Genomic DNA, 16,330 nt, shown 5'->3' with positions numbered 1-16,330 from the left:
TGATAAGGCGCGTTTTTCTACGAATGCACGAGCGATTGAATTTTATTGTCGTTTGATTGCACCAATGCGAAGCGTGGTGATGCTTCGACGCCCGCAATGAGAGGTTCAACATGCCTTCGACCGTCCGTGAGCGGCTGAAACTGGATCCCGGCGATATTCCGATCTACGCCATCGGCGACATTCATGGCAGACTTGACCTGCTGCAGAAGGCGGAGCAGGCGATTATTGATGATGCTGCCGCGATCCCGGGGCGAAAGCTGATCATCACGCTCGGCGACTACATTGATCGCGGGCCGTCATCGGCACAGGTGATCTCGCACCTGATGGCGCTTCCGCCCGAAAATTTCGACCGCATCTGCTTGACCGGGAACCATGAGACCACGATGCTCGACTATCTTGACGGTCTGGTTTCCTTCTCGGATTGGATGCGAATGGGCTCGGATGCGTTGCTGCGCTCCTACGGGCTCGATCCGGAGCAGCTGCCTCTGGTTTTTTCGACTGCCGCCAAGCTCGATGGCTTCATCAAGAAGTCGATTCCGAAGCCGCACGTGGATTTTCTGCGTTCCCTGCCGATTTTCGTCGATACGCCGAATGTGCTCTTCGTGCATGCGGGCATCGATCCCATGCTGCCGATCGATGCGCAAAGCGACGAGGACCTTGTTTTCATCCGTCATCGCTTTTTCGAGAGTCGTCAGCCACTGCCGAAGCTAATCGTTCACGGCCATACGCCGAACGACGAGCCGGAGGTTCTGCCGACAAGACTAAACCTCGATACCGCGGCCTTCCACAGTGGCAAACTCACTGTTGCCAGGCTATGGAAAGGGCGCGTGCATCTATTCCAGACCTGATCAGGCGCCGGCTTCTGCCGGCTCCCGCTTCTTTGACGTCTCTTCGGTGTAGTAGCTCACATATTTGTGGCGGTAGCGTTCGGTGCCGCCGAAGTTGGTGAACTTGCCGAGCTCGGTCATGTCGGTCTTGTTGAGGATCACACCCAGAATCTTGGACTTGATCTGCGGCTCGGCGTTCAGAAGGTCGCGCACGACACTCGTTGGCGTCGAGCCCCATTCGGTCACGAACAGGAAGCCGTCGACCTGCGGGGCAAATGCCTTGGCGTCGATGACAGGACCGAGCGGCGCAAGGTCGACAACGATGTAGTCGAACATCTTGCGCGCATTTTCCATGAGGTTGAACATGCCCTGCGAGGCAAGCAACTCGCTGGTGTGCATGAGGTGATCGTTCGGCAGAACCGGTAGGATTGCCAGCTTCGTCGCAGGATCGACCTTGACGGCACTCGCCCACGGAACCTCACCGAGAACGGCCTCGACGAGCCCCTGCTGCGGAGGGGTTCTCAGCATGCGCGTCAGGCCGGGGTTGCGAAGGTCGGCGTCAATGAGCAGCGTGCGCTTGCCGCTGGAGGCGAGAAGCGCGGCGAAGTTGGCCGCCGTGGTCGACTTGCCTTCTCCCGGCATCGCCGAGACGACACCGATGACGCGGTCCGATTTGCCCTGGAACATGACGTCGCTCGCAAGCTTCGCGTTGCGCAGGGTTTCGGCGAAGACCGAGCGCGGCGCTTCGAGCACGACGCGCATGATGCGTTCGAAGGTCGCGCCGGAATCGGCGGCTGCTTCGGCAGGGGCCAGCGCAGGATTGGCACGGGGCCGGAAGATCTTGCCCTCGCGCGGCGGCTTGCCGATCAGCGGCAAATAGCCGAGGAATTTGAGGCCAAGGATCGTCCTGACGTCGCCTTCAACACGGAAGAAACGCTCCCGGAATTCCTGGAAGGCCGTGAGCGCACCGCCGGCCATCAGGCCAAGGACAATGGCAAGGCCGAGTGTCATGGTCTTCTTCGGGCTGGATGGCGAAACCGGGACGCCAGCCTCAGAGATCACGCGGGCCTTGGCGATCGGGAAGGACTGCTGCTGCGATGCCTCCTCGTACTTGCCGAGGTAGGATTCGTAGAGGGTCTTTAGGGCAGTTGCCCGCTGCTCGAGATCATTGAGCTGGACAATCGACTTGTCGGCTTCCGAATTCTTGCCTGTCAGGTGTTCGATGTTCTGGCGGAGCGAGGCTTCCCGCGAGCGGGCGACTTCGAACTCGTTGCGGTAGCTGGAGGTCAGTTGTTGCAGTTCCTGATAGATCTGGCGAGTCAAATCCTGCTTTTCGGCACGCAAGGCGACGGCCTGCGGGTGGTCCTCACCGAAGTTCGTCGTGACCTCCTGTTCGCGCTTGCTCACCGAGATGTAGCGGGTGCGCAGGTCCTGGATCACCGTGTTGTCCGTCTGGCCGGACGAGATTGCCGCGTTGTTGACGGCGTTGTCGGGGCCGAGGTCGACGATCGACTTGAATTGGTTGTAGCGGGCCGAAGCGCTTGCGCTGTCGGCCTGGGCGACGATCAACTGCTTGTTGAGGTCGGCAAGCTGCTGTTCCGACATCAGCTCACCATTGGCGGACGTCAGGCCATTCTCGGCCTTGAACTTCGCGACATCGAGTGCTGCCTGCTGCGACCGTTCGCGAAGATCTGCGAGGCGCTGCTGCAGCCACACCGAGGCGCTTTCCGTGGCATCGAAATTGGCGTTCAGCTGGTCATTGAGGTAGGCCGTGGCGTATGCCTTGGTGATCCGTTGCGCGAGAAGCTTGTCGGTCGAGCGGAAGGAAACGGCCAGAACGGAGCTGCGATTGACCCGCGATACCGCCACGGCCTCCTGCAGCAAGGCTGCCGCCATCTGGCGGCGACCGTTGCGAGCATCGTCTTCCGTTACCGGCGGGCCACCAGGCGCCAAAGCGGTGACAATCAGCTTCATCCCGGACTTGAACAGCGCAGCGGGCGATTTCGGAGGGTCGAGGATCGTCTCATTGTCCTGAAGCTTCTCGGCATCGACCACGCGAAGCGCAAGCTCGTTCGACTTCAGGATTTCGACGGCGCTGGCGATCTGCATGTCGACCTGCTGTGCGCTGGCCGCCGGCGTCGGATCCTGCGCGTATTTCGCAATATCGTCGTCGAGCAGGATCTGCGTCATCGACGTGTACTGCGCCGTCGCGAAGAGCAGATAGACAACGGCGAGCGTCACTGTTGCGGCAACGCAGAGCGCAATCGCGCCGGCGCGGCGGATAACAATGGCGATCAGGCGATCGATGTCGATGAAGGAATCGGAATCGTCGGCCGCTTTGGGCAGAGAACTGTGCAAGGTCAGGTTCCGTTGGTTCATGGCTCTATCCTTTGCGGGAGCGGGTCACGCCATCGATGGCTGTGAGGTCGGTCTGCGGGCTTACCAGTTGGCGAAGCGGCGCGAGTGCGCGATGGATCCGCATGGCAATCGGCATCCTGAGATGCGCCACTGCCGACGGATTGCTCCAGGCCGTCTTGATCGCTCCGGAGATCGACCGGTCTTTGATGTTCTGTACGAGGATGAGGAATGCGCGGCCTCGGCGGAGGCTTCGTTCGCGAAACTCCTGTGCGGCCGCCGCCTCCGCATCCAGCGTGTGATCTCGAAGGAAAGCCTTATCCCCCTCGATCATGGCATCGATGTGGTGAAGGGCGAGAACGCGTGAAATCGACCCCTCACGGATCTGATAGTCGTAGCCGGGGAATGGCTCGATCACGCAGCGCCCACCAAGAGCCATGGCCGAGGCGAGGAACAGATAGTCCTCGCCGACTTTCAGGGCTTCGTTGAAGCGAAGTCCATGCCGCTCGATGAAGGCGCGCTGAAAGATCGGCTTGAGATAACCAAAGTTATGCGTTGTCTGAAACAGGGCATTCGATCTTATGAATACAGGAAGCGTCAGCTCCGGCGTCTGCGCCAGCGATTGTTCGGCAAACATTGTTTCCGGCGGCGTGCCGTCGGCGCGAATGACCCGGAGATTGTCGACGGCAATCTGAGCATCAGCCTTCTCGGTGCGCTCGATCATGCGCTGCAACCGCTCCGGTTCGACGGTGTCGTCGGAATCGAGCACGGCAAGCCAGCGGCCGGTTGCGGCAGACAACGCCGCATTGCGCGCTGCGGCAGGCCCGCCGTTGCGCGCAAGCGCCAGCAGCTTCACGTTTCTGTCGGCGTAGCTTTCTGCAATGGCTCTCGTCTCGTCCGTCGAGCAGTCATCGGCAACGATCACCTCGACCGAAACGCCCCGTTGTGCAAGCGCGCTATCGATCGCATTGGCAAGCGTCTGCGCCGCGTTGTACGCGGCGACGATGAAGCTGACGTCGGGCTGGGTTTGCGTCATGCAGCCTCCGCCGTTCCGTACTGACGGATTTCGCGAACGCCCAACAGACCGCTGACGACCCCGGTATGCATGAGGCCGCGAAGGACGTAGCGATACCGTGGGATCGGGGAAAAGATGCAAGCAAGTGCCGCGCCATAGCAAAAGATTGCCTTGGCGGCGGCAAGGCCGATCTGTTTCAGTCTCTGCAAGCCGGTGTTCGTTTCCTGAAGCAGCCGCCCATGTGTCTGGCCGAAACGGAAGCGGCGCTTGGCAAGCCAGGACAGGCCGGCGCGGCTTTCGGTCACCGGTTCATAGACGTAGGCCTCGGGCGCAAAGGCGATCCCGCCGCCTTCGGCATGCATGTGGCTGAAAAATTCCGTGTCCTCGCCGCCGGTACGTCCAAGCGCGAGGTTGAAACGACGACCGGCCACATGGGGCGAATCGAGGCGAAGGAGGACGTTGCAAGTGTAACCGGTGCGGATTTCGCCGCCGACCCAGACGGGCAGGGTCGAGTGGAAGTCACCCTCGCGCATCCAATTCGGCGCCGTCGAGGAATAGACACTGCGGACAGGGCCGAGCACGGCATCCGCCTTGGTCTTGCTGGCAACAGCAAGCAATTCCACCAGCCATTCCTCACTGGCGTCCTCATCATCGTCGATGAAGGCCAGGAAGTCGCCGGTCGCGTTGTCCAGGCAGGCGTTTCGCGCAATCGAGATGTTCGACGCCGGGCAATGCACATAGGCAATTTCATGCGGAATGGTCGGGCGAAGCGCATCAACCCGTTCCTTCGCACTCGCAACCTTGTCGTTGTCAGCAACGATGATTTGCAGCGTTGCTCCATCAGGCACGGCGAGGACCGCAAGCGAAAGCAGCGCTTCGTCAAGCGAAGCGCGGCGATAGGTGCAAACGCCGATATCGATCTGCATGGATTTCACGTCGCTCATGAGGAGACCTTTCTGCCGCGGAAGCTCAGAAGCTCCATCCAGAAACCGGCTGACCAGGCAAAGTGCATCACCATTGCCGAAACGGCGGCGAGCGGGCCGTAGGGGTTCCTGTGGCCGATGGCCATCCAGAAGCCATAGCCGACGCAAGCAACGGCCCAGAGGCTGAACGGGATGACGGCTGCCCAGTTCAGGACGGCAAGAAACGCGCCGATGAAGACCGGCACGACGAGAAGCGGAAGCATCTGGCGAAGATTGGGCATGCTGCCGTGCTTGAGGATGTTCTTGGCCCGACCCCTGCCATAACCGAGGTACTGGCGAAAGAGTGTCGAGATGGTCGAGCGCGGATAGTAGGTCATCCGCGTCTTATCGGTCATCCAGATGCCGAAGCCTGCCTGCTTCAAGCGGTAGTCGAGTTCCGCATCCTCGTTATGGCTGAAGGTTTCATCGTAGCCGCCGACAGCGTCGAAGGCTGCGATGCGCATCAGTGCATGATGGCCGTGATTCGTCCAATGCCCCTTGGCGCCCTCGCGATGCTTGGAGCCACCGTTCCCGAGCTTGGAATTCTGAGCAAAGGCTGTTGCCTTCTGGAAGACGCCGAAGCCGACGGTTTCCATCGCGACCACGACGGAGTCCGCCTGGGTCAACACCGCCTCCTGCACAAGGCGACGGCAGTAGTCGGCCGGGTAGTCGCCGTGCGCGTCGATGCGGATCAGGTAGTCGTAGTCACGGCCAAACGTTTGGACGGCGAGATTAACGGCCGCACTCTGGATCCGCCGCGGATTGTGCAGCAGGACGATTCGTGGATCGGCGGCGCTGATGCGGGTGACGATTTCGCGAGTTGCGTCCGTACTGCCGCCATCGGCGACAACGATCTGGGCATTCATGTGATCGAGTTCGAGGCTTAATTTGGCGAGCAGAGCCTCGATGTGCTTCTCCTCGTTCAGGCAGGGAATGATGATGAGACTGGAGACGCTGGCACCGACGTCAGGCTTCATGGTTGTCCACCCTTCTGGAGATACGCTTGTGGGAACAATTGCGCCGGCGCCGCCCCTCTCTGCGGTTGCCGGAACAAGGCGGGAAAGGCTTGCGACGAGCGCCACGCAATCGCTGCGGTCGGCAAGCCAGGTCTTGCGATCCTTCGCGGCGACGGCCTCACTCAATGCGCGGTAACGCTCGCCGGTCATGTTTTCGAACAGGTGCTCGAGCTGTGTAACGTTCGCTTCCGAAAGCGCGAGGCCTATGTCGCGGGTATCGAGGAAGCGTGCCGTTTGCGTACCTTTGAGCGCGATCGGAACCGCTCCGTACAGGCAGCCCTCGTAGAGCCGGTTCGGCAGGAGCCAGCTCGAATTGAGGCCCTCCTCGAAGAAATCGATGGCCCAGGAGAAGTGGACGTCGTCGTAGATCGCCCGCAAATCTTCCGGGTTGCGGTAGGCGCCTTCGAAACGGAGGTAGGGCTCGCCGCGCACGAAGGCATCGAAATCCTCGAATTCGGAGTAGGCGGGACGACCGCGCAGCACGATCTCGACCTTGCCTTCCATGCGGCGCGAGAAATCGGCAAGCAGGCCGAGCGACTTGCGGCAGCGAAGCGCACCGAACCAGCCGATTTTCCACGGCTCGCCGGGTTGCTTCAGGGGCCGTGCGAATGCCGGCTCGATAGCTGCTTCGTCAAGGGAGATGACCTTGTTTTCAATCAAAAGCGTTTCGGCTTTGACCCCGGAGCGAGGACCGAAATAGTTCTCGATGAAGGCCGGAGAACTCGTCAGGATGAGTTTTGTGTTCTTGCCGAAATGCGCCTCGGCGCGGCGGATCGCCTTGCCGACGATGTCGTCGCGCAGCAGAAGGCGATGGATATCCAGGCATTCATAGGCAACGGGAACGTTGCCGCCGAAAAGCGCGTTGGCTTTATGCGCGACGGCCAGCGCTTCCAGATTGCGCCCGATGATGAGATTGGGCTTCTCCACGTTCTTCAGCAGAGCCTTGAGGCCCGCCATCGCCTTTGCGACAGCACTCATGCGTTGCGCAAACTTAGCGTCTGCGGTGCGGCCGAGTTCGATCGGAACCACCCCATGCACTTCGGCAAGCCGATTCTCTCCACGGCGGAAACCAGCCAGCACGACGTCGGCGCCTCCCTCGCGCAGCATCAGCACCCGCCGCCGTACGGCAGGGTCTGCCAGGTCGTGCACAAGGTAGAGCACTTTGAGCATCGAGGTTCCTTTTCGTGTGACGGCTTCCGCCGCGCTGAATTTCTGCGGGATGCTGGTCAGTTGAGCGTGCATGCGATCGATTCAGGGAACTGGCACTTGTCGCCGAGCGCGGTGAAAGCCACGCGCTCGACGCTCAGAACGGCCGGCTTCGTGTAGTCGAAGCGACCCATCCAGTTCGAAAGCGTGTCCGAACCCCAAAGACTGAAGAAGATCTTCTGCGGGGTGGACGGTATCTTCGATGGATCGGTAACGTCCTGAACAAGCTTGCCGTTCAGGTAGTAGCGCAAGCGATCCTTTTCCCAGATGAAGGCATAGTCATTGAAGCCCTCATCGGCTTTGCTGCCAACCGGAACGAGTTTCTCGTTACCGCCCTTGGCCTGCACGTATTGGTTCACCTGCACCTCGCCGGTGTTCTTGCCCAGCACTTCGAAGTCGATCTCATCGTGCTTTTGCTTGTCGGCAGGGCCGATGTAAGTGAAGAACGCAGAGTTCAGGCCCGAGCCGGTGCCCGCCTTGATGCGGGCTTCATAGGTGCCATAGCCGTAGCGCTTGGTCGTCTGGATCTCGCCACACGAATAGTTCCGATCCTTGGATTTTCCGTCCGCGAACGAGAGCTGCAGGGCACCGTTCTCAACCTTCACGTTGTTCTTCGACCAGGTGCAGTTCTGGTGAGCGCCGTTGTTCCAGCCGTCCGAAACGTACCAGAAGCCACGGTTGATCTTGTCGAAATCATCGACAAAGGACTTTCCGGATGCCTGTTGCGCCGAAGCCGGCAGCGCTGAAGCGCAGGCTGCCGCGATCGTGATGAGGCTGAGGCAAAGTTTTCGCGCATGGGCGATTTGTGTCGTCATGTGTCACCTTTGCTGTGTAACGAGTTTGCGAGAGACGTCCTGGGGCGAGGCCGGCGTCGGCGACCGTTTGGTTCGGCCGCCTGTCAAAATTGCGTAGAGGCGCGGGAAATTCTTCCGGCACAGCCCGTTCGACAGAGTGAGAAACGGAAACAGCAGGGCGAAAGACAGGACGAAGAAGAGCGGATAGAAGCTCAAGTCCGCCTTGCCCCAGAGGATCCAGAGAAAGACGAGCAGCGGGTAATGGGCGCAAAAGATCCAGAAGCTCAGGCTTCCCGTCTTCGAAAGCCGCTGGCCGAGTTGCGTCTTGATCAGCAGAGCCGACAGCAGCCAGAAGCCGAGCGCGCCGACGATTGCCAGGGCGTTGCGGAAGAACTGCACCCAATCCGGTAGGGAAGGGCCAGTGAAGAAGATCGCCGTTGCCAAAAGTGCCGAGGCGGCGAGCAGCAAGAAGACGCCAACCGGCGCAAAGCGGTCGAGAGCCTTCAGGTCGAACTGCTGCAGGGCAATGAAGATGCCGAGACTGTAGCTGAAGAGGATCGAGCGCTTCAAAACGATGTAGATCGACAGCTCCGGAACCAGCGCGATCACCAGCAAGGCGGTCAACGTCAAAATCGGAGCGCGACTGATCAGCCATGCCAGGATCGGCGAAAGCAGGATGCAAACGAAGAGATCACGAAGGAAATAGAGCGGCACGTTGGCCGGAAAATCTTCCACCGCCAGCACTTGCGTCATCAGATCGCGGCCGGACGCACGGAGTGGATCAGGCAAATAGCCGTCGCCGACCCCGACACTGGTGGCCAGAATGATCGCCGCGATGAACGCGCAGTTCCAAAGCAGGAACGGCAGGAAGACCGTCTGCGCCTTGGTGCGCACGGTTTTCCTGTAGCTGAAGTTTTCCTGCCCGCTGCGAAACAGCAGGTAGCCGGAGATCGCACTGAGACAGGGAACGCCTACACGAAAGAGCGCTTCCGTCAGAAAGATCCGGACCCAGTCAAATGCGCCGTAGGTCCCGTCATAGGGACTGCTGGCGGCGTCAAACGGTATATGGACGAACACAATGCCCGAAATGAGCACGATGCGCATCAGATTGATCCGCGACGATACATTCGCATCAACATTCACGTTATCAGTCACCCCTTTTGGGCCGCACCTCCCCTTGCGACCGTTTTCAATCAGAGCAGACTCGAGCCCGCACGCCGAAGTTAGGGCGAATTCGCGGAAGAAAATATGGCAGTGCAGCAAAAGTGATCGGGGATCCCACTTCGTAACAGTCGTCCTGTCCTGGCTCATTATGGGAAAAAACCTATGTATCGGTCCGCCCGAATCGTCCTGAACGTCAACGACAGCAGTGCATTTTATAACATGATGATATTCATCAATTTCTGGGTCCTTTCCCCGTCAGGCAACCTAAAAGTTTTTGTCGACTGGTGAACGATTGTTACAACGCGGAGCTGACGAACCGCTCCGATCGTGGCCGAATTGCGGCTTGAGACTGAGCTATCGTTTCGTTTCGATACGGTCTTGTGTGATCCGGTCTACCCATTCGCTTTGACAAACTTCGGCCGAAATGAACGTCATCATTTTGCAGTGCAGCAGACTTGCTGCGCTTTCAGTCACCCCTAGATGCGCTGGGGCGGAAACATCACTCGCGTATCTCAAGGAGAGAGTATGGCGACCTTCACGATCATCATCCCCTTTTACCAGCGTCAGGACGGGATTCTTGGCCGCGCTCTGGCGTCGGTCTTCTCACAAAGCTTCAAGGATGTTGATGTCATCGTCGTCGACGACCAGTCACCACGCTCCGTGGATGCGGACCTGACGCTCCTGTCGGAGGAGGACAGGGCGCGCGTCACGGTGATCGCCCAGGCGAATGCTGGACCGGGTGGGGCGAGAAATACAGGCCTCAATCACGTCCCGGCGGCGACGCGCTATGTTGCCTTTCTCGATTCCGACGATGTCTGGACACCGGATCACCTGGCAAATGCCATTCATGCGATGGAAACGTTAGGGGGGGATTGCTACTGGGCGTCCATCGAAGGGGGCGAGGAATTCGACTATCATTTCGGTATCGCCGCGCTCGAGAGAGAGGACGGCGCGCGGCGCCTGATGGACAAGCCGCTGATCCTCGAGGTACCGGATCTTGCCGGCGTCATGCTGAAGAACTGGGCCTTCCTGCACATGTCCTGCATGGTCATTGGCCGGCCGCTGTTCGAGAAGGTTCGTTTCGACGCGGCCCTGCGATTGGCGGCCGAGGACGTGCTGTTCTTCTGTGATTGCATCATGACGGCAAAACAGGTGCTGCTCTGCGGAGAGCCGGGGGCGCTGCGCGGGGAAGGCATCAACATTTTCCACGGCGTGGATAACGCCTCACCAGAGTTCCTCAAGCAGCAATTCATCACCTGGATGGCGCTTGACCAGCTCGAGAGCCGATTCTCCCGCAGGCCGCAGGAGATCGAGACGATCAAGGAACACAAGAACACCGCGCGCAAGCAGGCGATCTGGAGTCAGATCGGCCTGCTGCGCCGGCGCAAGAAGCCGGATTTCACGCTACTCGCACGCTGGGCAGCGCGCGATCCCCGTTTGCTTCAGAGCGCGCTGCAGCTGGCTGCGGCCAAGTTCGCGAGATAGTCGAACCCCGGCTACTTGGCCGGGGCGCTCAGAAGATATCTCAAGCCATTGCCTTGCGCGGTGACGGATACGCCACCGGGATTTCGCAGGCGCTCGGTCTTGTCCATCAGGATGCCCGTTGCAACGGGCGCGAAGGCTGCCGGGTGCGTTGCGATGTAGGCGATTGCTGCTAGCGGGCCTGATTGCGATTTGATGTCGAGGAACCGCCGCAGCTCATATTTGCCGCGAACATGCCGCTCATGCCGACGCACGGCTTCTGCGGCCTCTGGCAGCAGCCTTGACGATGTCAGGAGCGCGCGATCGGCCTCGTAAAGGCGGCGAAGATCTTCGGTGCGATGGCGACCGCTGAGCGAATTTCCGCGCACGACAGCCCCGTAGCCGCAGCTGTGGATCACCTTGTAGCGCGCGCCGAGCGCCAGCGCCCTGATGTAGAGGTCGTAATCCTCTCCAAGCCGCATCTCCTCGCGGTAACGCAAGCCATACTTGTCCAGGAAGGCCCGTCGCATGATCGGCTTGAGAAAGCCGATCTCACCGCGGCGGACGCCACGCTTGGATATGTTGCCATCGACAAAGGTGGGCAGGTCGAGGAAGAGCGGACTTTCGGCAAATTGCTGCAGCCGCTGGTGCGCCTGGCTTGCCGTCTCGGCGTCGACGAAGGCGATGTTATCGGCAACGAACTCCCAGTCGTCCTGCGCAAGCATCCGGCGAAAGCGTCCTTCGAAGAAGAAATCGTCAGCGTCGAGGATCGCGATCAGGGGTGCCGAAGAGATGTCGATGGCGTGGTTGCGGGCGGCGGATGGCCCTTTGTTCTGGTCGAATTTGACGACACTCAGCCTGCCGCTGGCGTCATCCGCACGTCTTGCAGCCTCCGCTGTGCCGTCATTGGAGCCGTCATCAACGACGACCACTTCGGCCACTTCTGGCTCCCGAAGCGCTGATTCAACAGCGGTTTCGATCGTGTCCGCCGCGTTCTTGGCTGCGATGATGACGCAAATGCTTGCCGTTTTTGCCACGCGTAGCCTCCGTTGTTTTCGCTCAACAACTAGGACGTCAAAATGTGGCGGACAACGGGCGGCCGTTCAAATGATGTTACGAGCGAGGTTGCCTCCATGCCGGAGACTATCGGTTCGAATCGCGATGCTTAGCGGTTGAACGGTTCAGAGCCTTTGAAGGGCGTCACGGGTAGCTTTTCCGCTTCTTCGCGCTTTATCGCGGGGCGGATCGTGCGGCTCCTGGATTCCTTCCAGACAAGGTAAAGCACGCCGCCGAAGTAACCGGCCTGAAGCAGGACGGCGCAAATCGCGGTCTTGATCGCGGTGCCGGCGAGGGAACCGCTCAGCCAATACGTTGCTACAGCAAATACGGCCAGCGCGCCGAGCATGCTGAAGATAACGCGAGGTGCATACATTTGTTGCCTCCTCCATCGGAGCTTCGTTCAACGAACAATCATTGAAGACGAAACCGCCATCAGGATCCTTCCTAGGATAATGTTTTACAGGACTTCCTGTTTCAACTGAAGCTCTGGGGACGTTTTTTTGCGTCTGCGACATGGGTAGTACCGCGACGATCTTAAAGGTTTCTTCCGGCTATTGGTAAAAATGCCACGTGTTGCCGCTGTCCGGCGGCTTTCGCCAAAGATGATTAAAAAAGATTACGCACATCGCTGGTTGCGCGCAATTTGGCAATACACGTTACCATTAGTGCCACAATGTCGGTCGCACGGGGCCGGCCGGGGCGGCTTTACGTTCAACTTTTATTACAAAGTTTTAATTTCAAACGTTTAGCTGGTGCAGTGCAAAATGCATGGTGCAATGCAATAAAAGCTCTGTCGGCAAATAGAAACTGGCGCTCTGCCAGAAGCCGCGAATGCAAACCATCAATTGCCGGCACCAGGCCTGAACGACCTACACTTCAGTATCTTTGACCCACACAGCTATGTCCGAAACTTTTATTGGTACACGCAGAGATTATTTCGATGCCGCCAAAGAATTGTATAGCCATTTCAGCGGAATCTTAAAAACAAAAAAGTTGAACGGCGGCTGCAAAAACACGTCGTAAAGCCTCGGTCTTAAAATTGTGGCTTAAAAAAACAAAATCACCTCATACACTTCGAATTCGTCAGCGCTTGCTAAGCGGCCTGAGCCTACCCGACCAAACGGCAAACATAAGTGGAGTTACCTCTATGAAGTCTGCGACGAGATCGGACAGTTCGCCATTTTATGGCGCAGTTCATCAGAGCGTGTTTCCGCCGACTGGCGGGATCGCGAAACGGGCATTCGATGTGTCCGCCGCCTGCCTCGGGCTCATTTTTCTGAGCCCGCTTTTTTTGATGGTGATGTTGCTTGTGAAGCTCTCCGACAGGGGGCCGATCTTCTATGGGCATCGCCGCATCGGCCATAATGGCCAGGAGTTCCGTTGCCTGAAGTTTCGGACAATGGTCACCAATGGTGACAAGGTTCTGCAGGATCACCTGCGCAACAATCCGAAGGCCATGGAAGAGTGGCGTGCAACGCGCAAGCTGCAGGACGACCCCCGGGTCACTGCCGTTGGTGCCGTTCTGCGCAAGTTGAGCCTTGATGAGCTGCCCCAGCTCTTCAATATCATTCGTGGCGAAATGAGCGTCGTCGGTCCGCGTCCCGTTGTTCGAGACGAACTCGAAATGTACGAGAATGCGGCCGTCTATTATCTGCAATCCCGCCCCGGCCTCACGGGCCTCTGGCAGATCAGCGGACGCAATGACGTTTCTTACGCGACCCGCGTCGCCTTCGACACGCACTATGTCGAAAACTGGTCGCTGGTTCGGGATGTCGTGATCATCGCACGCACAATCCCGGCGGTATGCGCTCAACGCGGCAGCTACTAAGCCGCATCTCAAAGCCCAAACATTACTGCGCGGCAACGCCTTGCGGCTTGTCGTGCTGAAACACGGGGAAGGTTCATGGAAAAACGCTTTCTTGACGGCAAGGCCGGACGACGTCGCACGCTAAGATCCGGTATTGTTGTCGCAGCCGGGCTTGGTGCTTTTCTGGCGTCTTCATCGCTTGCTGCTGCCGACGACTACCGTCTTGGTATCATGGACAAGCTGAAGATCCGGGTGGCCGAATGGCAGACCGCGGATGGTAGCATCCGTGACTGGTCGGTCGTCAGTGGGGACTACACGGTCGGGCCTTCAGGAAGCATTTCCCTGCCTTTCGTCGGCGATATGCCTGCCTCGGGCAAAACGACCGATGCAATCGCCCAGGAGATCGGTTCGGCACTGCAGAAGCAATTTGCTCTGAAGGACCGACCGTCTGCCTCGGTCGAGCTCTCGGAATTCCGGCCGGTCTATCTGTCCGGCGACGTCGAAAAGCCCGGCGAGTACCCGTTTGCGCCGAATCTGACGATCGTCAAGGCCGTGAGCCTTGCCGGCGGTCTGCGCCGCGCGGACGCCGGGCAGCGATTTGCCCGCGATTTCATCAACGCCAAGGGGGATGCGGTCGTCTACTTGGCCGACCGGGCACGCCTGCTGGTGAAGCAGGCGCGGCTGCGGGCCGAGATCGCGAACCAGGATACGATCGAAATGCCTAAGGAGCTTCAGGACAAGCCGGAGGCGAAGCCCCTGCTTGCCAGCGAAACGGCGCTCATGAATACACGCAAGAAGCGGCTGACGTTGCAGCTTCAGGCGCTTGCCGACCTCAAGCAACTGCTGCAAAGCGAGGTCGAGACTCTCGCCAAGAAGACTGAAACGCAGACCCGGCAGCTGCAGCTTGCAACAGAGGACCGCGACAAGGTCGAGGATCTTGCCGAAAGGGGCCTTGCGCTCAGCAACCGCAAGATGGCCGCTGAACAGCGGGCAGCGGATACCGAGGCGACCCTTCTCGATATCGATACCAACTCGCTGAAGGCTAAGCAGGACATCAGCAAGGCCAATCAGGACGAGATCACGCTTCGGAACGACTGGGATGCGCAGCTTGCCCAGGAACTGCAAAACGCCGAGGCTCAACTCGACGAACTCAATCTCAAGCTCGAAACCAGCAACTCGCTGATGGCGGAAGCATTGACGCAATCGACCGATGCCGCCCGCTTTGACACCAGCACCGGAGCTGCGAGCATCGCCTATTCGATCGTCCGCGAAGTTGACGGCAAGGCGAAGGAGATTCCGGTTCAGGAAAATACAGCACTCCAGCCCGGCGACCTTATCAAGGTCACCGCCGGATTGGCGATGAGATAACGAGGCCGCAATGCGGATCGCAAAATCTGTGCTCATTCAGCCAGGCGGGAACGCGGCTTATGCCATCCCCGCCGTGGCGCTGTCACTTTTTTGCTTCGCCTACTCGATCAAGTTCGGGCAGGTGGCGATCCTGCTTTACTATGCGCTCTGGCTGCCGCTCGTCGCCGTGGACTACAAGAAGGTGCTCGGCAGTCATGGTCGCTACCTCTGGATCTATGCGTTTGCGGCACTTGCCTTCCTGTCGGTCTTCTGGTCGGCCGTTCCCAGCATTTCGCTGCGCGCCAGCATCCAGTATCTGACGCAGGTCATCTGCGCCCTGATTGCGGTGCGCGTGCTCGATGTCAGAACGCTGACGGTGGGCATGATCGCCGGCGTCGGGATCGTTCTCGTCTACTCGCTCCTGTTCGGTTACTACGAGTACGATCCTCTGGACGGCACCTTCAGTTTCGTGGGCGCCTTCGCCTCGAAGAATCAGCTTGGCTTTTATGCGTCGCTAGGCCTGATCGTCTCTTTCGCGGCTGTCTTTATCTTCGGTGAGAGACGCCTCTGGATGGCCGCGTCAGGTGTGGTCGGGCTTCTGTCGGCATACTGCCTCATTGCCTGCCAGTCGGCGACGTCGGTACTGACGACTGCCGTGGTGATTGCCCTGATGATGGGGCTGCGCGTCGTCATCGCACTTGCCCCCGACCATCGCAAGCTGCTGGTGATCGGTGGCGGCGTCGCCGTCGTCATCCTTGCCGTTGCCGGTGTCTATCTGGGGGCGGTGGATGCTGTTCTCGGCATCTTCGGCAAGGATTCCACGCTGACCGGCCGCACCTATCTCTGGCAGCAGGGGATCGAGGCGGCCAAGCAAAACCCGGTATTGGGAATCGGCTACCAGGCCTATTGGGTCCAGGGCTTCTCCGAGCCGGAGCGGCTGTGGGAAGAGTTCTTCATCGGTTCGCGCAGCGGCTTCCACTTCCACAACACCTACATCGAAACGGCCGTCGAGCTGGGGCTCACGGGCGTCATCGTTCTTGCCGTCATGCTGTTGCGGATTCTGTGGGGGCACTTGCGCCGCGTCATCGAGGACTTCAGGAACGATGAATCCTATCTGCTGTTCTCGATCGCGATCTTGCTGACGATCCGGTCCTTCGTCGAGATCGACATTCTGACGCCATACAACGTCGGGACGTTTCTTTTCTACTTTGCCGCCGGGAAGCTGGCGATAGCGCGCCGCCAACCGGCGTTGAGCTCATGGCAACGCCAGACGTCGCCAGAGCCCGTCACTCAATAACGTCATCGCATTTCGACCGG

At 59.3% G+C, this 16,330-nt stretch carries 13 protein-coding genes; 5 read left to right on the top strand and 8 right to left on the bottom strand.

Translation table 11 applies throughout. The features are described 5' to 3' along the window. Nucleotides 1-110: 110 nt before the first annotated feature. Nucleotides 111-848, top strand: a complete 738-nt coding sequence (locus FHX09_RS23590; protein ID WP_007791443.1) for a metallophosphoesterase family protein — start codon at nucleotides 111-113, stop codon at nucleotides 846-848. Here the strand turns inward: FHX09_RS23590 and FHX09_RS23585 are convergent, their stop codons facing one another. The 6 genes from FHX09_RS23585 to FHX09_RS23555 form a co-directional block, all read right to left on the bottom strand. Next, nucleotides 849-3,206 carry a polysaccharide biosynthesis tyrosine autokinase gene (locus FHX09_RS23585; protein ID WP_132592951.1) on the bottom strand — a complete coding sequence of 786 codons (2,358 nt, stop codon included), beginning with the start codon at nucleotides 3,204-3,206 and terminating at the stop codon, nucleotides 849-851. 4 nt (nucleotides 3,207-3,210) lie between these two features. Continuing rightward, complete coding sequence (locus FHX09_RS23580) at nucleotides 3,211-4,218, bottom strand: glycosyltransferase family 2 protein (protein WP_132592949.1); 1,008 nt, start codon at nucleotides 4,216-4,218, stop codon at nucleotides 3,211-3,213. Beyond that, entirely contained in the window at nucleotides 4,215-5,141 is a 927-nt protein-coding gene (locus FHX09_RS23575; RefSeq protein ID WP_132592947.1) for a glycosyltransferase family 2 protein, read from the bottom strand. Before FHX09_RS23575 ends, FHX09_RS23580 begins: the two co-directional genes overlap by 4 nt. Beyond that, on the bottom strand, nucleotides 5,138-6,136 hold the full coding sequence (locus tag FHX09_RS23570; RefSeq protein WP_184450752.1) for a glycosyltransferase family 2 protein: 999 nt from the start codon (nucleotides 6,134-6,136) through the stop codon (nucleotides 5,138-5,140). Before FHX09_RS23570 ends, FHX09_RS23575 begins: the two co-directional genes overlap by 4 nt. Before the next feature lie 1,265 nt (nucleotides 6,137-7,401). Continuing rightward, complete coding sequence (locus FHX09_RS23560; RefSeq protein WP_132592944.1) at nucleotides 7,402-8,196, bottom strand: glycoside hydrolase family 16 protein; 795 nt, start codon at nucleotides 8,194-8,196, stop codon at nucleotides 7,402-7,404. A 3-nt stretch (nucleotides 8,197-8,199) separates the two neighbouring features. Further along, nucleotides 8,200-9,318, bottom strand: a complete 1,119-nt coding sequence (locus FHX09_RS23555) for an acyltransferase (protein ID WP_184450737.1) — start codon at nucleotides 9,316-9,318, stop codon at nucleotides 8,200-8,202. Nucleotides 9,319-9,864: 546 nt separating this feature from the next. On the opposite strand from FHX09_RS23555, the gene FHX09_RS23550 reads away from it, so the two are divergent. Then, nucleotides 9,865-10,824 (top strand): glycosyltransferase family 2 protein, encoded by a 960-nt coding sequence (locus FHX09_RS23550; protein WP_184450736.1) that lies wholly within the window; start codon nucleotides 9,865-9,867, stop codon nucleotides 10,822-10,824. 11 nt (nucleotides 10,825-10,835) lie between these two features. Here FHX09_RS23550 and FHX09_RS23545 read toward each other — a convergent pair whose 3' ends face one another. Together FHX09_RS23545 and FHX09_RS23540 are read right to left on the bottom strand one after the other, a co-directional pair. Then, nucleotides 10,836-11,837, bottom strand: coding sequence for a glycosyltransferase family 2 protein (locus FHX09_RS23545; protein ID WP_184450735.1), 1,002 nt, complete (start codon nucleotides 11,835-11,837; stop codon nucleotides 10,836-10,838). Between the two features lie 128 nt (nucleotides 11,838-11,965). Further along, a complete protein-coding gene (locus FHX09_RS23540) occupies nucleotides 11,966-12,232 on the bottom strand; it encodes an exopolysaccharide production repressor protein (protein ID WP_132592936.1) in 267 nt (88 codons plus the stop codon). A 774-nt stretch (nucleotides 12,233-13,006) separates the two neighbouring features. Here FHX09_RS23540 and FHX09_RS23535 point away from each other — a divergent pair. The 3 genes from FHX09_RS23535 (at nucleotide 13,007) to FHX09_RS23525 (ending at nucleotide 16,310) form a co-directional block, all read left to right on the top strand. Then, nucleotides 13,007-13,687, top strand: coding sequence for a sugar transferase (locus FHX09_RS23535; protein ID WP_007791466.1), 681 nt, complete (start codon nucleotides 13,007-13,009; stop codon nucleotides 13,685-13,687). Between the two features lie 75 nt (nucleotides 13,688-13,762). Then, a complete protein-coding gene (locus tag FHX09_RS23530; RefSeq protein WP_184450734.1) occupies nucleotides 13,763-15,034 on the top strand; it encodes a polysaccharide biosynthesis/export family protein in 1,272 nt (423 codons plus the stop codon). 10 nt (nucleotides 15,035-15,044) lie between these two features. Next, the gene (locus FHX09_RS23525; protein ID WP_132592932.1) at nucleotides 15,045-16,310 is read left to right on the top strand and encodes an O-antigen ligase; all 1,266 of its coding nucleotides are present in this window, start codon (nucleotides 15,045-15,047) and stop codon (nucleotides 16,308-16,310) included. Nucleotides 16,311-16,330 lie beyond the last annotated feature (20 nt).

The sequence above is a fragment of the Rhizobium sp. BK538 genome (assembly GCF_014197575.1).
Lineage (GTDB): Bacteria > Pseudomonadota > Alphaproteobacteria > Rhizobiales > Rhizobiaceae > Rhizobium.
The sequence above is the reverse complement of the archived record's forward strand: the minus strand, read 5'-3'. Positions and strand labels throughout refer to the sequence as shown.